Origin of the sequence: Pseudoxanthomonas mexicana, assembly GCF_001556105.1 — a bacterium.
Lineage (GTDB): Bacteria > Pseudomonadota > Gammaproteobacteria > Xanthomonadales > Xanthomonadaceae > Pseudoxanthomonas_A > Pseudoxanthomonas_A mexicana_A.
The window spans coordinates 97,184-118,850 of sequence record NZ_LSIF01000073.1 but is presented as its reverse complement, the minus strand read 5'-3'; the positions used below and the strand labels follow the sequence as shown (position 1 = coordinate 118,850).

Below are 21,667 nucleotides of genomic sequence, written 5' to 3'. Positions count from 1 at the left end.
AACAGCACGCGGTGCGCAGACGTGAGTCGATGAGGTCAGTACCCGTGCACGGGCCGATGCGCGCGCACTGCCATCACCAGGCCCAAGCCTGCGAGCAGCGAGACCGCCGACGTACCGCCGTAGCTCAGCAGCGGCATCGGCACACCGACCACCGGCAGCAGGCCCGACACCATGCCGCCGTTGACGACGACGTAGACGAACAGCGCCATGCCCAGTGTGCCGGCGAGCAGTCGCGAATAGGTGTCGCGCGCATCCATCGCGATCCACAGGCAACGACCGACGACGAACAGGTACAGCGTCAGCGCCACCATCACGCCCATCCAGCCGAACTCCTCCGACAGCACCGAGAAGATGAAATCGGTGGTGTGCTCCGGCAGGTAGTCCAGGTGCGATTGCGAGCCCTCGCCCCAGCCCTTGCCGCTCCAGCCGCCACCGCCGATGGCGATCTTCGACTGCAGGATGTTCCAGCCTGCGCCAAGCGGATCGTTCTCGGGATCGCGGAAGGTCAGGATGCGGTTCTGCTGGTATTCGCGCAGGAACGAGAACCACGAGATCGGCGCGAACATCACCAGGCCCACCGCCGTACCGCCGACCACGCCAGCGGTGATGAACCACCACCACGACAGCCCGGCGAGGTACAGCCCGAACACGCCGCTGGCCGCCACCAGCATCGCCGTACCGAAGTCCGGCTGCAGCAGGATCAGCCCGGTCGGCAGGCCGATCAACAACGCCGACACGCTCGTCGTGCGCCAGCCCGGCGGCAGCGGCTCGCGGTGCAGGTACCACGCCAGCATCATCGGCAGCGCGATCTTCAGCAGTTCCGAGGGCTGCAGGTAGAAGAACTTCAGGTCGATCCAGTGCGCGCCATGCTTGCCGGTACCGATGAACAGCACCAGCACCAGCGGCACCAGCGCCACAGCGAACACGCCCGGCGTCCAGGCACGCAAGCGCACGGGGGTCACGCGCGACAGCGCCCACATCGCCACCAGGCCGACGCCGAAGCGCACGCCCTGCGCCAGCACCAGGCGATCGCCCAGCGCCTCGCCGCCCGCGCTGTACAGCACCGCCAGTCCGATGCCCATCAGCGCCAGCAAGGCGCCCAGCAGCAGCCAGTCCACCGTGCGCAGCAGGTGGCGCAACAGATCGAAGCCCCAGCGCAGCAGCTCGGTCATGCGTGCGTCTCCTGCAATGCGCGCGCGCGTGCAAGCCCCTCTCCCGGCGGGAGAGGGGCCAGGATTCGCGGGCGTAGCGGGCACTGGCGATGGCGGCATCACCTCCGGTGCCGGTGTCGTTGCGGGTGGTGCAGCACCAGGAACGGCCTCCTCGCCTTCCTTCTCCGGCATCTTGCCCAGCAGGTAGGCATCGAAGATCTTGCGCGCCATCGGGCCGGCGGTGCTGCCGCCGTAACCGCCGCCTTCCACCGCGATGGCGATGGCGATCGTCGGGTTGTCGGCCGGCGCGAAGCCGACGAACAGCGAACGGTGGCGCAGGTGCATCGGCAGGCTGCGCGGATCGACCGCGGCGGTGCCACGACGGCTGATCACCTGCGCGGTGCCGGTCTTGCCCGCCATCAGGTAGGGCGCATTCAGCGCGACGCGCCAGCCGGTGCCGCCGGGCTGCATGGTGTCCTGCATGCCCAGGCGCACCACCTCGACGTTCGCGGGATGGGAGCTGATCGCGATCGGCGCGGGTTGTGGCATCGGCTGCCACGGTCGGTCGAAGCCGACCCGCATCTCGCTGACCAGGTGCGGCCGACGCATCTGCCCGTTGGCGATACCCGCGGTGGCGCGCACCAGTTGCAGCGGGGTGACCTTCCAGTCGCCCTGGCCGATGGCGACGTTGACCGTGTCGCCGGGATACCAGCGTTCCTTGCGCGCTTTCAACTTGGCCGCCGGCGACGGCAGGATGCCGCCGATCTCGCCACGCAGGTCCACGCCGGTCGGCTGGCCGAAGCCGTAGTGCTCCATGTAGTCGTCGAACTGCGCGATGCCCAGGTCCAGCGCGAGCCGGTAGTAGTAGGTGTTGACCGACTGCGAGATCGACTTGCGCAGGTTGGTCACGCCGTGGCCGCGCCGGCTGGCGTCGCCCCAGCCGCGGCTGGTGCCGGGCAGGTAGAACATGCCGGTGGACACCACCGTGTCTTCGGGCTTGCGCTTGCCGCTGTCCAGGCCGGCCAGCGCGATCAACGGCTTCAGCGTCGAGCCCGGCGCCACGCCGCCCAGCACCAGGCGGTTGAACTGCGGCCGCGACGGGTTGTCGTTGAGCAGCTTGAAGTCCTTGCTGGAAATACCGTTGACGAACAGGTTGGGGTCGTAGCTGGGCAGGCTGACCATCGCCAGGATTTCGCCGGTGCGCGGATCGACCGCGATGGCCGAGCCCTCCAGTTCGCCGAACGAATCGACGATGGCCTGCTGCAGCTTCGCATCCACGCTCAGGCGCAGGTCGGTGCCCGCCTGCGCCGGCACGCGGCCGACCACGCGCAGCGCGCGGCCTTCCACGTTGGTCTCGACCTTCTCGTAGCCGATCTTTCCGCGCAGCTGCTCGTCGTAGTAGCGCTCGAGCCCGGTCTTGCCGATATGGGTCAGCGCCGAATTGATCTCGCCCAGGGTTTCGAGATCCTTTTCATCGACGCGACCGACGTAGCCGACGATGTGCGCGAACAGTTCGCCGTAGGGATACCGGCGGGTCAGGTACGGCACCAGTTCCACGCCGGGATAACGCCAGCGGTCCACCGCGAAGCGCGCCATCTCTTCCTCGCTCACGCGCAGTTTCAGCGTGATCGGGCGGAAGCCGCGCGTGGCCTTGCGGGTGGCGTCGAAGCGCTCGATGTCCTCGGGCGAGAGTTCGATGATCTTCGCCAGGTCGGCGACCAGCTTCGCCGGCTCCTTGACCTTGTCGGGCGTCACGTCGAGGCGGAACGCCGGCACGTTCTCCGCCAGCAGCAGGCCGTTGCGGTCGTAGATGGTGCCGCGTCCCGGCACGACCGGCCGCGGCCGGATGCGGTTGGCTTCCGAGCGCGTGGCGTAGTCGGCGTGGTCGATGACCTGCAACTTGAAGTACCAGGCCCCCAGGCCAATCAGGCACAACGCCACGATGGCGAAGCCGGTCACCGCACGGCGTCGGAACTGGTCGGCTTCGGCGTGCGGGTTCTTGCCGCGCCGGCGCGATCCGATCATCGCTCAGCCCCGCCTGCGGCGACCCAGCCGCAGCGCGTCCATCAGCACGAACAACGGCGGCCAGAACAGCATGCCCAGCAGCGGTGCCCACCAGTAGGCCCAGGGCAGCGTCGGCTCGCCCAGCGCCAGCTGCACCACGGTGGTGACGATGCGGTCGTTGAGCAGCAAGCCGCCGATCGCCAGCGCCTGCTGCGACATCGGGAAGAACCGCAGCCGCGCGCGGAAACGCTGCAGGATGAAGGCCATGATCAGCAGGCGCAGCGCCTGTTCGCCCAGCAGCGTGCCGAACATCAGGTCGGCGATCAGGCCGACGATCACGGCGAAGCCGAGGCCGGCGCTGTCCGGCGCCTCGATCACCCAGTACGCCACCACCAGCGCCAGCCAGTACGGACGCAACGGCTGCAGCAGGTCGGGCAGCGGCAACAGCCCCAGCAGCAGGGCGACGAGGATACTCAGCGGCATCAGCCAGCCGGTGCGCGCGCGGCTCATCGCTGCGGCTCCGTTGCCGGCGGGTTCGAGGACGGCGCTTTCGGCCCCTCTCCCCCCGGGAGAGGGGTTGGGGTGAGGGTCGGCGCGTTCACGGGGCGCGAAGCTCGCGGAGCAACTGTCGCGGGCGCGGACGCGGTGTTGGTTGCGCCGGCATTGCTGCCTTCGTTGCCCCTCTCCCCAACCCCTCTCCCGGCGGGAGAGGGGCTTTGGGTCGCGGACGCGGCCGGTCCCGTTTCCACCGGACTGGCGGAGCCTGCCGCTGGCGAGGCCGGCTCAGGCAGGAACCGGCTCGGATCCGCCGGCGGCAACGGCAGCGGCGGCGCCGATTTCAGCAACAGCACGTCGCGGCCGCGGTCCAGCCGCGCGGCCGGGGTGACGTCGCCGACCAGGAAGGCATGGCTGTCGTCCGGGCGCAGCGCGGAGATCGTGCCGACCGGGAAACCCGCCGGGAAGCGGCCGCCAAGACCAGAGGTCACCAGCACGTCACCGACCTCGACACCGCTGTTGAGGGGGACGTCGGCCAGTTCCAGCAGGTCGCTGCGGCCGCGCCCGTAGACGATCAGGCGCACGCCGTTGCGCGCGACCACCACCGGCACCGCATGGTCAGGATCGGTCAGCAGCAGCACGGTGGCGTGGGCGGGCGTGGTCTCGATGATCTGGCCCATCAGGCCGCCCGCATCGATGACCGATTGGCCGACCAGCGCGCCGGCGCGACTGCCCACGTCCAGTACCAGCCGCTGACGGCCCGGGGCGAGGTCGATGTCGAGGATCGGCGCCAGTTGCACATCCAGTCCGCGCGAGGTCTTCACGCCGAGCAGCGCGCGCAGCTGGGCGTTGTCGGCCGCCGCGGTCTGCAGCCGGGCGAGCCGGGCGTTGGCGACCAGCATGTCGTTGCGCAGGCGCTGGTTCTCTTCGATCAGGCCGGTGCGGGTGGCCGCATCGTCCTGGACGCGGGTGGTCACGCGGCCAGGCAGGCCCGCCACCCACCACAGCGGCTGGGTGACCGCGTTGGCCTGCGCGCGCAGTTGCGACAACCAGCCGCCGCGATGGTCCAGGATCACCAGCGCGATGGTCAGCGCGAGATAGCCGAGCAGCCGCAGCGTGCTGGCGACTTCACCGCGGGTGGCGACGGGGGGACCGGCGTAGGAAGGCACGTCAGGGCCGAAGGGAGGTGGATCGGAGTGGGCCGCGGGGCGAAACCGCGACCGGGTGGCGAATCAACGTGCGTCGCGCGGCGTCGGGCGCGCGGAGCGGCCATGCCGCTCCCGCTGGCCGCAGCCGCAGGCCCCGTGTCATTCGGGTGCGAAGAACTCGTTGCCGTGCATGTCGACCAGTTCCAGCGCGCGTCCACCGCCGCGGGCGACGCAGGTCAGCGGATCGTCGGCCACCTGCACATGCAGGCCGGTTTCCTCGCTGATCAGCCGGTCCAGGTCACGCAGCAGCGCGCCGCCGCCGGTCAGCACGATGCCGCGCTCGGCGACGTCCGCGCACAGTTCCGGCGGGGTCTGCTCCAGCGCCAGCTTGACCGCGCTGACAATGCCGGACAGCGGCTCGTGCAGGGCTTCCAGCACCTCGTTGGAGTTGATCTTGATCATCTTCGGTACGCCCTCGGCGAGGTTGCGGCCGGAGATATCCATCTCCTGCACCTCCGCCTGCGGGTAGGCGCAGCCGATCTCCAGCTTGATCCGTTCGGCCGTGGCTTCGCCGATCAGCATGCCGTGGTTGCGGCGCACGTAGTTGGTGATGAACTCGTCGAAGCGGTCGCCGCCGATGCGGACCGACTGCGAGTAGACGATGCCGTTCAGCGAGATCACCGCCACCTCGGTGGTGCCGCCGCCGATGTCGATGACCATCGAGCCGCGGGCCTCGGTCACCGGCATGCCGGCGCCGATCGCGGCCGCCATCGGTTCCTCGATCAGGTAAACGTCGCGGGCACCGGCCTCTTCGGCCGATTCCTTGATCGCGCGGCGCTCCACCTGGGTGCTGCCGGCCGGCACGCACACCAGCACGCGCGGGCTGGGACGCAGGAAGCGCGACTTGTGCACCTTCTTGATGAAGTACTTCAGCATCGCCTCGGTGTAGGTGAAGTCGGCGATCACGCCGTCCTTCATCGGGCGGATGGTGGTGATGTGGCCCGGCGTGCGGCCCAGCATCTGCTTGGCCTCGGCGCCGACCGCCGCGACCGAGCGCGAGCCGCCGATGGCGCGGTCCTGGCGCACTGCCACGACCGAGGGTTCATTGAGCACGATGCCCTGTCCGCGCACGTAGATCAGGGTGTTGGCCGTGCCCAGGTCGATGGACAGGTCGTTGGAGAACATGCCGCGGAGCTTCTTGAACATCGGGGGACGGGTTCCTGCTGGGGGCTGGAAAATCGCGCGGAGCTGGCGATTTTTTGGGCAAAAACGAAGTCGGCTAGCCTAACAATCCGGCATGGAGCGGGCAAGGAAAAATCTCGTGAATCCGCGGGAAAAAACGGCGTTCGTGACGCATGCGCGCGGTGCCGGACGACGGCGCAGCACCCTCGAGCGCCCGCGATCAAGACTGGCCGCAGGCCGGTCCAGCCGGTAACCTTCGCACCGGCGCGCCGGGAATGGGGCGCACGTCCCGCTTTTCCTGCGGCCCGGGACGGCCGCATCCGCCTCCAGCCGAGTCTGCCGATGTCCGCACTGATCTGTGGTTCCCTTGCCTACGACACCATCATGGTGTTCCCGGACCAGTTCAAGAACCACATCCTGCCGGACAAGGTGCACATCCTGAATGTGTCGTTCCTGGTGCCGCGCATGCGCCGCGAGTTCGGCGGCTGCGCCGGCAACATCGCCTACAACCTGAAGCTGCTGGGCGGCGACCCGATACCGATGGCGACGGTGGGCCAGGATTTCGGTCCCTACCGCGAGCATTTCGTCGAACAGGGCATCAACCTGACCCAGGTGAAGGTGATCGACGAACTGTTCACCCCGCAGGCGTTCATCACCACCGACCACGACAACAACCAGATCACCGCGTTCCATCCGGGCGCGATGATGCGCAGCTACGAGAACCACGTGAAGGACGTGGCCGGCGTGACCTTCGGCATCGTCAGCCCCGACGGTCGCGAAGGCATGATCCAGAACGCCGCCGAGTTCGCCGAGGCCGGCATTCCCTTCATCTTCGATCCCGGCCAGGCCATGCCGCTGTTCAACGGCGAGGAGCTGCGCCACTTCATCGAGCTGGCGGACTACGTGACCGTGAACGACTACGAGTCGAACCTGCTGCAGGAGCGTACCGGCTGGAGCGAAGCCGACATCGTCAAGCGGGTGAAGGCCTATATCACCACGCGCGGTCCGCACGGCTCGCTGATCCACACGCCCGAGAAGACCTACGACATCCCGCCGGCGCACGAGCGCCGCGTGACCGACCCGACCGGCTGCGGCGACGCGTTCCGCGCCGGCCTGATCTACGGCATCGAGAAAGGCTACGACTGGCTGACCATCGGCCGCATGGGCAACCTGATGGGCGCACTGAAGGTCGAACATCCGGGTACGCAGAACCAGCGCTTCGACTTCGGCGAATTCAACGAACAGTTCAAGCAGCAGTTCGGCTACGCGCTGTAAGGAAAAAAGCCAGTTGGGCGGCGGGATCTCCTGCCGTGGCGACGGCGCCGACAGTACCGGCGCCCCTGCCTCCACTCGGCGCGGCTACGCGCTGTAAGCCGCCTGCACCGGCGCGGCGTCGAGTCCTGCCAGGACCGCCGCGCAATCGGGCGACCGCCAGGTCGCCAACGCCGGCCAGCCGTCGCCCACGCAATTGACCAGCAGGGTGTGCGTGCCGGCGGCGCGACCGCATTCCAGGTCGAACCGGTAGTCGCCCACCATCACCATCTGCGCCGGTGGCACGGCCCATCGCGCTGCGAAGTAGTGCAGGCCATCCGGCGCGGGCTTGGGTGCCGCCTCGTCGCGGCCGAGGACGTCGGCTGCATCGAAGACGTCCGCCAGCCCGATCGCCGCCAGCGTCACCACGGCCAGTTCGCGCGCATTGCGGGTGAGGATGCCGAGGCGACACCCCCTTGCATGCAGGGCACGCACCAGGGCGACCGCGCCGGTGGCCGCCGTCGCCGCTTCGGCCAGGGCACGCTCGTGCTGCATCAGCCAGGCGTGCTTGTCTTGCGCCTCACTGGCTGGCAACGCCGCCAGATGGGCCAGGATGTCGGCGTCCAGCGGGATGTCCAGCGCGCGCCGGATCAGCACGAAATCGTGCACCGCTTCCGTCAGCGTGCCATCCAGGTCGAACACCCAGTGCCGCAGCGCCGACAGCGACGGCGCATCGACCTCAGCGGACGCCACCGCGCTCAGTCCCATCCCGGCATCTGGCTGCCGTCCAGGCCGCCGGTTTCGAACACGGCCTTGCGCATGCTGCCATCCTTCACCGGAAACTCGACTTCCAGCACCTTGGTCTTGCGCACGAGGCGCCACAGCGCCTTGTTGTCGTCGATGAACATCGCGGTGGCTTCGTCGGTATCCGGCCGATGGGACGCCATGCGCTTGGGCGCGGCGCCGTCCGCCACCACGGTCACCTGGCAACGGCTGTAGCACGCCTTGGCGAAGTCGCTGGCCTGCAGCACCAGGTAGCTGCTGCGTTTCCACGTGGGATGGTCGCGGAACACCAGCTGCACCGGCTTGGCGCCGCTGCCATCCACGTCCACCGGTTCCTTGCTGTAGATCATCGCCGAGCGCTGGGTGCCGCCATCGGCCGCCACCTGCGCATACGCCCACAGCGCTTCCATCCTGCGCTGGTCGCGCACCGCCTCGGCCTTGCCCTTCACTTCGTCGAGCGACGGCCCGATGCGTCCGGCCGCCACGCTCTGCGGGTACTGGTCGAGCAGCGCGATGCCATGGATGCGCGCCATGTCCCAGTCGCCGGAGGCCACGGCACTGTCGTACTTCTTCGCCAGTTCATCGGCCTGTTGCTCGACGGCCGCCGCCTGCGCGGCCGCGGCGGCCGCGCGCTCGGCTTCGCGATCACCACAGGCGGACAGGGCCAGCGCGCAGGCCAGCGCCAACATCAGCGTCTTCATTGCGTTCTTCTTCATCGGGGTGTGCCTTGCTGTATCAACTGGGCGACCGCGGCCGCCACCTCGTCGGGTTTTTCCATGATGGACATATGGCCGCAACCATCGAGTGAAACCTGCATGGCCTGCGGGATCTTCCTGGCGTACAGCGCCATCGCGCTGGGGTCGATCACGCGGTCCTGCCGGCACCACAGCAGCAGCGCCGGCTGGCGGATCGACGCGGCCCTCTCGCCGGGCAGGAAACGCTCGTCGCTGCGACCGATGCGGTCCAGCACCTGCTGCTCGAACGGTGCCTGCGCGATGCGCCAGTCGATCACCGCCTTCGACGCCGGCCAGGGAATGGCGGGCTGCGCGGCGCGATCGTGGAAGACGGTGTCGAGGTAACGCTGCAGGGACGCAGCATCATGGACGCCAAACGGATTCTTCCCTGCCAACACCTCGGTACCGAACACGTTGTCGTTGAAGCGCACGCCCGCGGCATCGATCAACGCCACGCGCGCAACGAGGTCCGGATGTTCCGCCGCGACGATCGCCACGATGCCTCCGCCCATCGAATGGCCGAGCAGCACGACCGGACTGCCGTCGCGACGGACGTGCGACAGAAAAGCCGCCAGCCGCGCCGCCTGCGCCTTGAACCCGTAGTCCGCACCGGCGAGGCGCTGGCTTTCGCCCCAGCCCGGCAGGTCGGGAATCACCAGCCGATACGGGCCGCGGAGGCTTTCCGCCAGCGGATACCAGTTCTCCTTGCTGCCGGTGAAGCCATGCACCATCACCACCGTCGGCGCGGCGGGATCCTTTCCGTCGCGTTCGTCGTAGACCCAGCGATGGTCGTCGATGACGGCATGGCGCTCGGACAGGCCGATCCACCCACCCTGCATCGCCATCCCGGCGCGCAAGGGCGCCATCGGGTCGCGCCACGCCCACAACGCGAGCGCGCAGACAAGAACGGCCGCCACCAGGGCGACCGTCCTTGCGCGGGTCATGCGGACCGGCATGCCTTACGGGCTCGCCGACGCCTTCGCCAGCAGCGCCTCGACCGACCCGGTCGTGATCGGGTGGTAGCCCGGCCTGGCGCGCGCGAAGCTGTCCTTCGCCAGCGTCAGGCCCTCCGGCGTCTTCACCAGTTCTTCGTAGATCGGGAGGATCAGTTTGCGACGGCCGACGCGCTCGATGAACTTGGCGATCTCCGGCTGCGCGTCGACGTAACCGCTGCGGATGGTCAGCGGATACCAGCGCATCGCGATCTCGCCGTTGGCCGTACCGGTGAAGTGGTAGGCGTCATCCAGCTGCTTCAGCTGCTCGACGGTCAGCTTCTCGCCCATGCCTTCGAGGAAATGCACCCATTGCTGGGTCACCCAGGCGTCGGTGAGCTGTGGATTCGGCAGCTGGCCGCTGCCCTGCCAGGCGATGCGCGCGGTGTCGGTGTTGGAAAAGCCGCGCGACTGCACCTGCGGCGCGTTGGCCGGGATGCCCGTGCCGTAGACCCAGGCCTGGATCTCGGCATCGCTGACCAGGTTGGGGTGCTTGTCGAACAGGTTTTTCTTCGCGTAGTCGAGGAACTGCTCGGTCGTGATGCTCTGGAACGCGAAGTGGTCGAAGTAGCCACGCAGGAAGGCATCGAACTCCTGCCGGCCGAAGCGCTCTTCCAGGAACTGCAGGAACCACGCGCCCTTGTCGTACGACACCGCACTGAGTGCGTCGTCCGCGTCCAGCGGCGTGCCTGGCTTGACCGCCAGCGACTGCGTCGCTTCCGGCATCGTGCCGATGTCCTTCTTCAAACTGTTGCGGGCGATGGAGTACTCCATGCTGGAGGTCTCCTTGCCGTACAGCGCCTCGACGATGCGGTTCTCGACGTAGCTGGTGAAGCCCTCGTTCAACCAGCCGTGCTTGGCGCTGGAGAAGGTCACCAGGTTGCCCGACCAGCTGTGCGCCAGCTCATGCGCGATCAGCGAGACCAGCGTCTTGTCGCCGACGATCACCGTGGGCGTGATGAAACTCAGGCGCGGGTTCTCCATGCCGCCGTACGGGAACGACGGCGGCAGCACCAGCATGTCGTAGCGGTCCCAGCGGTAGGGGCCGTACAGCTGCTCGGTCGCGGCGATCATCTTCTCGGTGTCTTCGAATTCCTTGGTGGCCTTGTCGACCATCGCCGGCTCGGCCCAGACGCCGCTGCGCGCGGAAATCGGCTTGAACACCAGGTCGCCGGCGGCGATCGCCATCAGGTACGACGGGATCTTCTGCGGCATCTTGAACGTGTACTCGCCGTCGCGCGCGGCGGCCGGATCGTTGTCGGCGCTCATCAGCACCATCACGTCAGGACGCGAGGTCACCTGCGCGCTGTAGGTGTAGCGCACCTGCGGCGTGTCCTGCAGCGGCACCCAGCTGCGCGCGTGGATCTGTTGCGACTGGCTGAACATGAAGGGCAGTTGCTTGCCTTCGGTCATCTCCGGCGTCAGCCACTGCAGGCCGGAGGCCTCGGGCGAGCTGGTGTAGGTGACGCGGATCTTGGCGTTGCGGGCCGGCGTCTCGATGGTCAGCTTGCTGCCCAGCACGGCGTCCTTGGCGGCCAGCGCGTACTTCAGCGGCGCCCAGGCGCCATTGGCCTCGCCTTCCACCGTGGCGATGGCCAGGTCGCGCGTGTCCAGCACCAGTTGGGTGGCGGCCTTGTCCTTCCAGTCCAGCGTGTAGGTCGCGGTGCCGCCGATGGTCTTGGCGTCGAAGTCGACGGCGATATCCAGCGCCAGGTCATCGATGGCGACCTTGCGCGGTTCGGCGTAGGAGTGCTCGTCCTGGTCGACGGGCGCCTCGACGGCGGGCTTGGGCGTGGCGGCCACGGGAGCGGGTTCGGGTTCCTTGGAACAACCGGCCGCCAGCACGGCGGCGCAGGACAACAGCAAAGCCAGTGAACGCATCAGGGAACTTCCAGCGATACGGGGGAAGTCCCCAGTTTACCGCGCTCGGCCCCGGCCGCCCTCAGACCTTGTAGCCGGTATGGATGGCGACGATGCCGGCGGACAGGTTCTTGTAGCTGGTCCGCGCGAAACCGGCCTCGTCCATCATGCCCTGCAGCTCGGCCTGCGGCGGGTGCTGGCGGATGCTTTCGGCCAGGTACTGGTAGCTGCCGGCGTCCTGCGCGAACAGCTGGCCCAGCTTCGGCAGCACCTTGAACGAATGGAAGTCGTAGACCGGCTTGAACCAGTCCACCGTCACTTCGGAAAACTCCAGCACGCGTGCCTGCCCGCCGATCTTCAGCACGCGATGCATGTCGCGCAGCGCGGCCGCCTTGTCGGTGACGTTGCGCAGGCCGAAGGCGATCGTGACCAGGTCGAAGCTGGCATCCGGGAACGGCAGCGCCTCGGCGTTGCACTGCACGTACTCCAGGCCCTGCACCACGCCACGGTCGGTCATGCGGTCGCGGCCGACCGACAGCATGCCGGCGTTGATGTCGCCCAGCACGATCTGGCCGGTGTCGCCCACCCGATCCTTCAACAACGCGGCGATGTCGCCGGTGCCGCCCGCCAGGTCGAGCACGCGGTCGCCGCGCTTCACCTGGCAAGTGCTGACGAAGTAGCGCTTCCAGACCCGATGGATGCCGAGGCTCATCAGGTCGTTCATCAGGTCGTACTTGCCGGCCACCGAGGTGAAGACCTCGCCGACGAGCTTCTGCTTGTCCTTGGCGGCGACGTCGCGGAAGCCGAAATGGGTGGTGCCGCGTTCGTAGGGGGATTCGCTCATGGCCGGATTATCGCACTACCCGCCGGCCACGGCCCGCTCATCGCGCGAACAGGGCACACGCCGGCGATGCCTGCCACCGACGCACGAGCGTGCCGCATGTCGGTGTGTCGCCTGCTCGCCGCTGCAGCGAACCTCGAACACCGACCTGCGTCACGTCCATCCGCCCCGCGGCCGATGCCTGCGGTGCCGCGGTGCGCTCCAGCGCGGGCGCGGGCGCACTCATCACGCGCGGTCGCGGTCCGATGCGTATCAGGAAGCCGGTGGTCGTCGAGGCGATGACCGACACCCAGTGCCGCCCATCCGGCGTGTTCCATTGCTCGCCTACCCGCAGCATCGAGCCTTCGTTGCCGGACAGGTCGGCGGGCGGCGTGTCCGTGTCGACGCTGTAGGCAGCGCCGTTGTCCGCCACCCGGTGGAGGATGACGGCGTCGCCCGCCAGCCCGGATTCGTAGGTGCCGCTGCGGCGACGCGCTTCCAGCGTGTAGGACTCGGTGCGGTAGGGGTCCGGTTGCGCCGCACCGGCCAGTACCACCAGGTGCACGCCGCCCGAAGGCGGCATGCTGGCGGCCTCCAGCACGATCTCGTGGGCCGCTGCATTGTTCTCCGGCACCACGTATCGCAGTGCCGGGGATACCCAGCCCAGGCGGTCGCGATGATGCATGCTCAGGTGTTTGGGCAGCAGGCCCAGCACGGGATCGCTGGCGGCATGGCGCCAGGCATCGCTCATCAGGTCCCAGGGATTGTCGTGGGTATCGGCATCGCCATCGGAGTTGTCCGAATGCGGCAGGCCATAGCCGTGCCCCATCTCGTGCGCCAGGCTGGACAGGTTGTCCGTGGACCATGGCGGATTCCAGGTCGCGCGCGTACAGGCATACACGCCCTCCAGCAGGCCGCAGGCACCGCCAGCCCATGCGCGGCCGTCGAGCTCGGCGTTGAACATCAGGTTGATGCCCTGCACGTTGCGGAAATCGACCTGCGCTTCGGCCTGGGCGATGCAGTCGTTGAACAGCAGCGGCAGGTCCGCGCGCGCCTTGCCGCCGACCATGGTGACGTAGGTCGACCTGGGGGCGGGCAACGCGTACCACCCGTGCGCGCTGCTGCCGGCCAGCGTGATCGCCCCGTAGGACACCTCCGACCAGTAGTGGCCCAACTGCCCGGGGGCATCGCCATACTGCGACTGGAAGAACGCGCGCGATCTCGGTTCGGCCGCCACGTCGGCGAACTTGCACATCAGCGTCACCCAGCGCGTGCTGCCCGTCACCGGCGCGGCCAGGGCGATGCGGCCGTCTGCTGCCCTCGCCAGCGCGCGCGCCGGCACCCGGTCCACCGGCACGATGGCGTCGATGCTGGGCGTCATCGCCTGCCCAGCGCCGGTCTTCGCGGCGGGCTGGCGGCGGGACGTGTAGGACACCGCCACCCGACGATGGGAGAGCGCGGGCAGATCCCCCGCCGCGCGCATGGCCTGGTCCATGTCCAGCCGGTAACGCAGCCCGGGACCCACCTCGAGCCATGCCTCCACGTGCGACGTTGCGGACGCACGACCGACGGCGGCCCGCGGCCCGTCGCCCCAGCGCACAAGCAGCGTGCCCTGCACGATGTCGTCCGCCCTGGCCCACGGCACAGCACCACCCAACGCGATCAACAGCACGATGCTCCACCGCGCCAGCACGCGGTTGATACCGATGATCCGTCCCGACATATCCACGACCGTCTCCCCGCCGTGATATGACATGAAAGTGCACGGCTACCCGGGATATCGCGATGGCGTGCCGAAGGCGGCTACGCGATACGGGTCCTTGGCCCGCGGCAGATCCATTCTGCGACCGCGTTCAAGCTCTTGAGGCTCCGGTCCGCGCGTGTCCGGCTACTACGTTCCGCGGCACGGCCCGCTGCCATCAAGCCCGGCGCTACAGCAGGGCACACAGGGTCGGCAGTCGCAGCACACGCGGCAGGACCTCGCATGCGCGCGCTCGCGCCGAGGGAACGTTTGCCGGACGCGCCCGCCGGGTAGCCGGGGTCGTGCGGACCGCAACGGCGGCCGGCGCCGAAGCGACGGTGGCCGCGGAACGCTCCAGGGCCGGTGTCGGCGCGCTCATCGCGCGGGGACGCGGCCCCACGCGCAGCACGAAGCCGCTATCCGTGCGGGCCACCACCTCGATCCAGTGCCGCTCATCGGGCGTACTCCAGCGCCCCCCCACCTTCAACATCGATCCTTCATTGCTGGAGAACGAGGCGACCGGCGTATCGCGATCGATGCTGCGCGCGATCCCGTAGTCCTCGAGCCGGTGGATGATGACGGCGTCACCCGCGAGTGCCGCTTCGTACGTGCCTGTGCGCCGGCGTGCTTCGACCGTATAGACGACGGTGGTGAAGGGGTCCGCCTGCGCGGGCAATGCCAGCATGAGCAGCTGCACGCCGCCGGCGTTTTGCAGGCTGGCCGCATCCAGCATGATCTCGTGCGTCTCGGCGTTGTTCGCCGGGATGGTGCGCTTGCGTGCAGCCGCCACCCAACCCAGGCGCTCGCGCTGGTACATGTTCAGGTGCTTCGGCAACAGGCCATACGTCACGTCGCTGGTCGCCATGCGCCAGGCATCGCTCATCAGGTCCCAGGGATTGTCGTAGGTATCGCCATCGCCATCGGAGTTGTCCGAATGCGGCAGCCCGTAGCCGTGCCCCATCTCGTGCGCCAACGGTGCGAGGTTGTTGAAGGACCACGGCGGATTCCAGGTCGCGCGCGTGCACTGGTAGCTGCCGTCCAGCGTGGCGCAGGCACCCCCGCCCCACGCGCTGCCATCGAGTTCGGCATTGAACATGAGGTTGACGCCCTGGGCGCCACGGAAGTCGACGTCCGCGTCCGCCAGCGCCGCGCAATCCGCGAACAGCAGCGACAGGTCCGCCCTGGTCCGCCCGCCGGCATCGGACAGGTAGGCCGCTCGCGGACGCGGCAAGGTGTACCAGCCGTGTGCGGCACTACCGGCCAGGTCGATGCGGCCGTAGGACACCTCGGACCAGTAGTGGCCCAGTTGTCCCGGCGCATCGCCGTACTGCGACTGGAAGAACGCGCGCGGCCGCTGTTCCGAGGCGATATCGGCGAACTTGCACATCACCGTGATCCAGCGCGTGCTGCCCGACAACGGCACCGCAGTGCCGCCACCACTGGCGTCGCTTTTCGCCATCGTGCGCGACGGCAGCGTATCCGTCGGCACGATGGCGCTGATCTCCGGTGCGATCGAAGACGCCTTCGCGCCGGCCATCACGCGCGAAGACACGCGATACGCCACGGCCACGCGGCGGTTCGACAACCCATACAGGTCGCCGGCCGCGCGGCGGGCCTGCTCGACATCCAGGCGGTAACGACGGCCGGGCCCGGCATCGAGCCATGCCTCGACCTGCGCATGGGCGTCCACCCGCGAGTGGGGAACATGCGGCGCATCGCCCCAGCGCAGCTGCAGTACGCCCTGGACAATCTCGTCCGCTTTCGCATCGGCCGCCACGGCGATGCACGTCGCCAGGCCAGCCAGCAGGATGCCTACCCGCGTGATCGCGCTGCGGGTCGCCCGCCGTTCCGCCACCATGTCGCTCTCCGAATGCGCGCCGTGCTGCGCTACTACCGGGGACATCGACAAGCGATACGCAACGAGGCAAGCGAATTCGCGTTTATCGCGACAACATTCTGTTTCTGGAATGCAGGTCCGTCTTCGTCTGCGCCCCAGCCCGCACTCCGGTGCGATGAATACGAATGCAGCGATGCGTCATGAAGTCGTCGCTGTCACACGCGAATGCGATCACATCGACACTTGCAGCCCTGCGCGCCAAACGCTTGACGACATCAACGCTCGATCAACGCGCACAACGGCGACGCCCGCAACAGCGAGGGCAGCGCGACGCATGCCCGCCGGGCCGCACGGGCAACGCGCACCACGGCGGGCGGCGACGACGCCGTGCCGGGTGCAGGGGACGATGCCGCGGCCACCGTCGCCGGGCGCTCCATGACGGGTGCCGGCGAGCTCATCGAACGCGGGCGCGGACCGACGCGCACGACGAATCCCTGCGCGGTGGCCGACACCACTTCGACCCAATGCGATTCGTCGGGCGTATTCCAGCGTCCGCCGACTTTCAGCATCGATCCCTCGTTGCTGGAGAAGTTGGCGGCCGGCGTGTCGCGATCGACGCTGTAGGCGATGCCATAGTCTTCGAGTTTGTGGACGATCACCGCGTCGCCGGCGAGACTGGCTTCGTAGGTGCCGGTGCGACGCCGCGATTCGAGCGTGTAGATCACCGTCTTGTAAGGATCCGGCTGGGCCGGCAGCGCCAGCACGGCGAGTTGCGTGTTGGCTGTCTTCAGTACGCTGCCCGCGTCCAGCACGAACTCGACCGTCTCGCGATTGTCGGCGGCAATGACGCGCTTGCGCGACGCCGGCAGCCAGCCCAGGCGTTCGCGCTGGTACATGTTCGGATGCTTCGGCAGCAGCCCGTAGGTGGCGTCACTGGTGGCATTCCGCCACGCATCGCTCATCACGTCCCAGGGATTGTCGTAGGTGTCGCTGTCGCCATCGGAGTTGTTGGAATGCGGCAGCCCGTAGCCGTGTCCCATTTCGTGCGCCAGCGGCGCGAGGTTGGCGAATGACCACGGTGGACTCCAGGTCACGCGCGTGCAGGCATAGGCGCCGTCCAGGGTCGTGCAGGCGCCTCCGCCCCATGCGTTGCCATCCAGCTCGCCGTTGAACATCAGGTTGACGCCCTGGATGCCACTGAAATCGACCTCGGCGTCCGCCGCTGCGGCGCAATCGGCGAAGAGTTCGGAAAGCTGTGCCTTCTGCTTGCCATTGACGTCGCCAAGATAGGACGAACGCGGCTTGGGCAGCGTGTACCAGCCATGCGCGGAACTGCCCGCGAGATTGATCTGGCCGTAGGAAACCTCCGACCAGTAGTGACCCAGTTGTCCCGGCGCATTGCCGTACTGCTCCTGGAAGAAGCTGCGCGGCTTCTGCTCGCTCGCGATGTCGGCGAACTTGCACATCAGCGTGACCCAGCGCGTTGCGCCGAGGACGGGCGCAGCCGCCATCACGCGCCCGTCGGCACCCATCGCCAGCGCGCGCTCGGGCAGGCGGTCCGTGGGCACGATGGCACTGATCGACGCCAGCGCACCGGATGCGGACATGACCTTCGACGACGCCGCGATATCCGCACGCGTGCCGTACGACACGGCCACGCGGCGGTTGGACAGTGCATACAGGTCACCTGCGGCCTGCTTGGCCTGCGCGACATCCAGCGGGATACGTCGTCCCGGGCCCATATCCAGCCAGGCATCGAGTTGCGGCGCCGCCTGCACGCGCCCGGGCAGCGCGCGCGGTGGATCCGCCCACTGCAACTGCAATGTTCCCTGCACCACCGTCTCCGCCCTCAGCGGAAGATTCGGAAGCATGCAGGCCATGACCGACATTCCCGCGGCGAAGAGCACCCGAATGCTCCCGCAGCGCGTGCCGGCTGATCGGTGTTTGATCACGCGCGACCCCATTCACGACGGCGGGTCGAGATGACGCCGCCATGGTCGGGGTGTCGGCAGGGAATGTGAGGTCTTGAGGGTGCTTCAGGGCCTCAGGACATGCTTCGCGACCGGATGTTCCGAACTGCGATGCCGGTCAGGATTCTGGTGCGAACATCAACCAATTGGCCCCGACACCACATCGTCATGCACTGTCGGGATTGCCCGGGCCATGTAGGAGAAATCCCGACGCATCAGCGCACGCGAACCGCGCAGGACGACGCCCTGGCGCCCTGTCCGGACGCGCATCGCGATGGCGGTACATCGCGCGCATCTCTGCCAGTCGTCGTCGCTGCAGATTGTTCCGTCGATGACAGGGACGACGCAGAGACCGCGGCCGGCTTCACCAGCGCCGGCAACGGACTGCTCATCACCCGTGGCGGGCTCACCGCCAGGACGAACCCTGTCGCGGTCTGCGACTTGATGGTGACCACGTGCGAAGCCTCCGGCGTGATCCAGCGCTCGCCTACCTTGAACATCGAGCCTTCGTTGTTCGATCGGTTGGCCGGCGGCACATCGGCGTCGATGCTGTAGGCAGTTCCCGATCGCTCCACCTTGTGGATGATCACGGCATTGCCCGCCAGGTTGCCGTCGTAGGTGCCTTCACGCTTGCGCGCTTCCAATGTGTACACCACGGTCGCGTAGGGATCGGCCTGCGGTGACAGCGACAGCACCAGCATCTGCACGTTAGCGGCATTCGCCAGGTGCGCGTAATCGAGCGCGATCTCGCGTGTCGTCCGTTCGCCCAGCCCCACGATCTGCTGGCGCGGTGCATCCACCCAACTCAGCCGGTGGCGCTGGAAGATGTTGATGTGCTTCGGGCGCGTGCCGTAGGTGGCGTCGGCGACGGCGTTGGCCCAGCCATCGCTCATCACGTCCCATGGATTGTCGTAGGTGTCGTCATCGCCATCGGAGTTGTCCGAATGCGGCAGGCCGTAACCGTGGCCCATTTCATGCGCGAGCGGCGCCAGGTTGCCGAACGACCACGGCGGATTCCATGTCACCCGCTTGCACAGGCGCGCGCCACGCACGGTGGCGCAACTCTGGCCACCCCAGGCGTAGCCGTCCAGGTTGCCGTTGAACATCATGTTGATGCCCACCGGCGCCGTCAGGTCGACAGTCTCCGGCGCGGCGGCGGCGCAATCGGCGAACAGCTTGTTGAGATCCGCCTTGTCCTTGCCGTCCACGGTCGTGACGTAGGTGGAGCGCGGGTTGGGCAGCGCGTACCAGCCGTGCGTGGTGCTGCCCGTCAGGTTGATCTTGTTGTACGAGACATCACGCCAGTAGTGGCCCAACTGGCCCACTCCCTCGCCGTACTGGGACTGGAAGAAGGCCTGGTCCTTCTGCTCGTCCGCGATGTCGCTGAACTTGCACATCAGCGTCACCCAGCGCGTGGTGCCGCTGATCGGCGCCGCTGCCATGACACGCGCATTGGCGGGATGTACCTTGCCCGATTGCGTGATGCGGTCGGCCGGCACGATGGCCTGGATCGCGGATGCGGACGACATCACGCGCCCGGGTGGTGCCAACGCCACCGCGACGCGACGATTGGCCAGCACATACAGATCGCCGGCAGCGAGCTTCGCCTGTTCGGGATCGAGCGCCAGGCGACTGCCATCGTCCTTCAGCAGCGACGCATTGAAACGCGGCGCCAGCCGCGGTTGCCCTGCAGTGGCGCGCGGTGGATCGCCCCATTCCAGTTGCAGCAGCCCCTGCTCGATGGTCTGCGCACGCAGGTCGCCCGGCGCCACAAGACCCCATGCCAGCGCCATCGCAAGCACCCATGCGCCGCGGATCGCCGCCGTCGTTTCCATTCCCATGATCGTCCCGACTCCATGCCGATGCGGCGCAATGTTCCCCGTCTCGTGTTCTAGCGGCTGCGAACGGATGGTGCCGTGCGGCGGATCACACTCTCCGGCGTTAGGATGGAGCCCCCACACGGCCCACCTCCGCCCATGAGCAATGCCATCGACTATCGCGCCCTCCTCGATACCGCCATCGCCGAAGCGCGCCAGGGACTCGCCGAGGGCGGCATCCCCATCGGCGCCGCCCTCTACCACCAGGACGGCCAGCTGCTCGGCTGCGGCCACAACCGCCGCGTGCAGGAAGGCGATCCGTCGGTACACGGCGAAACCGATGCGTTCCGCAAGGCGGGCCGCCAGCGCCGTTATCGCGACACGATCATGGTCACCACGCTGGCACCGTGCTGGTACTGCAGCGGCTTGGTGCGCCAGTTCAATATCGGCACGGTGGTCGTTGGCGAATCGGTGACGTTCCAGGGCGGTATCGACTGGCTGCGCGAATCCGGCGTGAACGTCATCGACCTGCAAGACCAGGAATGCATCGAGCTCCTCGGCGGCTACATCCGCGCCAATCCCGAGGTGTGGAACGAGGATATCGGCGAGGACTGACAGGCACATCCTCCCAGCCCTCCCTTCATAGGACGCTCATGCCCCGCTTCCCCGCCTTGCTCAGTGCACTGCTCGCCGTTGCCCTTGCCTTGCTGCCAAGCGCGGTTCATGCCCAAGACGGCGCAAAGGACGTGAAAGTGCTGGTGGTGTTCCCGCAGACCCCCACGCCGTCCAAGGTGTATTTCGCGACCGATGGCGAGTTCACCCGAGGACTGCTGATCCCCTTCGCAGCCATCGCCAACAGTGCCAACCTGCGCAAGCGCAGCGACACGCTGGGCGCGCAGCTCGACGCCACGCTGGTGGGCTACGACCGCTACGCCGTCCTCGAGGAGGCCTTGCGCAAGAGTTTCGGACAGCGCTCGCCGATGTTCATGATCGAAGCCACGACCGATGTCGACCGCTTCCTGCCGGGTGAGAAGCTGGGGACAGCCGCCGCCCAAGCAGGCTACCGCTATGTCATCACCATCGAGGAAGTGTTCAGCGGCTTGTCGATGCTCAACCTGATGGCGACCCGGAGCGACGATGTTGCGCCGATGGCGACCATCCGCTATCGGGTATACGAAACCAGCGATCGCAAGCAGTTGCTGAAAGGTGTCGCCGCGCAGAATGGAATGACCAAGAAGCATATCGACCATGCTCCCGGTGATCGTGCGCTGTTCGTCGATGCCTACCCCCAGATGGCCCAGGGGATCGCGACACAGCTCGTGGGCAACCTGTTCCGTACCGATACGCTGCATGCGATGGCGGCCTCGATAGGCCGTGGCGGCGAAGTCCCCAAGGTATCCACGGTACTCAAGCAGAACGAGCGCCGCTTCGCCTACACCTTCAAGCCGGCCGAGGGCTGGAAGCAGACGAAGATGAACACCCGCTACGCCAGCGTCCTCGAGCCCCGCACCGATCTGCGCTACCGCATGGGCATGCGGTTCGAGATCGACCTGCTGGTGCCGGAATTCGGGCAAGCCGTCGACAATCTGGACGACTACCTGCCACCCTTCCTGGAGCGCCTAGGGGATACGGGGGTGGACATGACCACCTTCGCGCCGTTCGACGACATCCAGGCTCCCGGCTACCGGATCTATTCGCACGCCGTGGGCGACAAGGGCGGCCGCAACGTGGTGATGATGCGAATGCTGGACAAGGACATGCTGGAAGTGGTGACGATCGTGGTACTCGAAGACTTCGACGCGCTGTATCCGCAGTATCGCGCTGCGCTCGAGCAGAATCTCTCCGCTACCCGGCTCAAGGTGGCCAACGCACGCTGATGGCC

At 67.7% G+C, this 21,667-nt stretch carries 16 protein-coding genes and 1 pseudogene; 3 read left to right on the top strand and 14 right to left on the bottom strand.

All coding sequences use genetic code 11. The annotated features are described in order from the left end of the window. Window positions 1-35 precede the first annotated feature (35 nt). The 5 genes and pseudogenes from rodA to AX730_RS13285 form a co-directional block, all read right to left on the bottom strand. Complete coding sequence (gene rodA, locus AX730_RS18520) at window positions 36-1,172, bottom strand: rod shape-determining protein RodA (protein WP_083537904.1); 1,137 nt, start codon at window positions 1,170-1,172, stop codon at window positions 36-38. A gap of 192 nt (window positions 1,173-1,364) precedes the next feature. Continuing rightward, a pseudogene (gene mrdA, locus AX730_RS13300) lies at window positions 1,365-3,176 on the bottom strand (penicillin-binding protein 2); the annotation flags it as partial. Window positions 3,177-3,179: 3 nt separating this feature from the next. After that, complete coding sequence (gene mreD / locus AX730_RS13295; protein ID WP_062357289.1) at window positions 3,180-3,665, bottom strand: rod shape-determining protein MreD; 486 nt, start codon at window positions 3,663-3,665, stop codon at window positions 3,180-3,182. Beyond that, a complete protein-coding gene (gene mreC, locus AX730_RS13290) occupies window positions 3,662-4,819 on the bottom strand; it encodes a rod shape-determining protein MreC (RefSeq protein WP_083537897.1) in 1,158 nt (385 codons plus the stop codon). Before mreC ends, mreD begins: the two co-directional genes overlap by 4 nt. Before the next feature lie 138 nt (window positions 4,820-4,957). Next, window positions 4,958-6,004, bottom strand: a complete 1,047-nt coding sequence (locus AX730_RS13285) for a rod shape-determining protein (protein WP_062357288.1) — start codon at window positions 6,002-6,004, stop codon at window positions 4,958-4,960. Window positions 6,005-6,322: 318 nt separating this feature from the next. Between AX730_RS13285 and AX730_RS13280 the strand changes: the two genes are divergently transcribed. Next, window positions 6,323-7,255: a carbohydrate kinase family protein gene (locus tag AX730_RS13280; protein ID WP_062357285.1), complete on the top strand. Its 933-nt coding sequence runs from the start codon at window positions 6,323-6,325 to the stop codon at window positions 7,253-7,255. An 84-nt stretch (window positions 7,256-7,339) separates the two neighbouring features. Here the strand turns inward: AX730_RS13280 and AX730_RS13275 are convergent, their stop codons facing one another. The 9 genes from AX730_RS13275 to AX730_RS13235 form a co-directional block, all read right to left on the bottom strand. Beyond that, the gene (locus AX730_RS13275; protein ID WP_062357283.1) at window positions 7,340-7,999 is read right to left on the bottom strand and encodes an HAD family hydrolase; all 660 of its coding nucleotides are present in this window, start codon (window positions 7,997-7,999) and stop codon (window positions 7,340-7,342) included. Beyond that, window positions 7,990-8,715, bottom strand: coding sequence for a hypothetical protein (locus AX730_RS13270; protein WP_062357344.1), 726 nt, complete (start codon window positions 8,713-8,715; stop codon window positions 7,990-7,992). The genes AX730_RS13275 and AX730_RS13270 overlap by 10 nt, the downstream gene beginning before the upstream one ends. Before the next feature lie 11 nt (window positions 8,716-8,726). After that, window positions 8,727-9,692, bottom strand: a complete 966-nt coding sequence (locus tag AX730_RS13265; RefSeq protein ID WP_232310260.1) for an alpha/beta fold hydrolase — start codon at window positions 9,690-9,692, stop codon at window positions 8,727-8,729. A gap of 15 nt (window positions 9,693-9,707) precedes the next feature. After that, window positions 9,708-11,621, bottom strand: coding sequence for a M1 family metallopeptidase (locus AX730_RS13260; protein ID WP_062357280.1), 1,914 nt, complete (start codon window positions 11,619-11,621; stop codon window positions 9,708-9,710). Between the two features lie 61 nt (window positions 11,622-11,682). After that, window positions 11,683-12,444, bottom strand: a complete 762-nt coding sequence (gene ubiE, locus AX730_RS13255) for a bifunctional demethylmenaquinone methyltransferase/2-methoxy-6-polyprenyl-1,4-benzoquinol methylase UbiE (RefSeq protein ID WP_062357278.1) — start codon at window positions 12,442-12,444, stop codon at window positions 11,683-11,685. Window positions 12,445-12,481: 37 nt separating this feature from the next. After that, window positions 12,482-14,149 (bottom strand): metallopeptidase domain-containing protein, encoded by a 1,668-nt coding sequence (locus tag AX730_RS13250; protein WP_157074249.1) that lies wholly within the window; start codon window positions 14,147-14,149, stop codon window positions 12,482-12,484. Between the two features lie 202 nt (window positions 14,150-14,351). After that, window positions 14,352-16,064, bottom strand: coding sequence for a metallopeptidase domain-containing protein (locus tag AX730_RS13245; protein WP_157074248.1), 1,713 nt, complete (start codon window positions 16,062-16,064; stop codon window positions 14,352-14,354). Window positions 16,065-16,273: 209 nt separating this feature from the next. After that, on the bottom strand, window positions 16,274-17,878 hold the full coding sequence (locus AX730_RS13240) for a metallopeptidase domain-containing protein (protein WP_157074247.1): 1,605 nt from the start codon (window positions 17,876-17,878) through the stop codon (window positions 16,274-16,276). Between the two features lie 305 nt (window positions 17,879-18,183). Then, complete coding sequence (locus AX730_RS13235) at window positions 18,184-19,809, bottom strand: metallopeptidase domain-containing protein (RefSeq protein ID WP_157074246.1); 1,626 nt, start codon at window positions 19,807-19,809, stop codon at window positions 18,184-18,186. A gap of 135 nt (window positions 19,810-19,944) precedes the next feature. Here AX730_RS13235 and AX730_RS13230 point away from each other — a divergent pair, with 135 nt between their 5' ends. Together AX730_RS13230 and AX730_RS13225 are read left to right on the top strand one after the other, a co-directional pair. Continuing rightward, window positions 19,945-20,400 carry a nucleoside deaminase gene (locus AX730_RS13230; RefSeq protein WP_062357268.1) on the top strand — a complete coding sequence of 152 codons (456 nt, stop codon included), beginning with the start codon at window positions 19,945-19,947 and terminating at the stop codon, window positions 20,398-20,400. A gap of 38 nt (window positions 20,401-20,438) precedes the next feature. Next, on the top strand, window positions 20,439-21,662 hold the full coding sequence (locus AX730_RS13225; protein WP_157074245.1) for a hypothetical protein: 1,224 nt from the start codon (window positions 20,439-20,441) through the stop codon (window positions 21,660-21,662). Window positions 21,663-21,667: the final 5 nt, after the last annotated feature.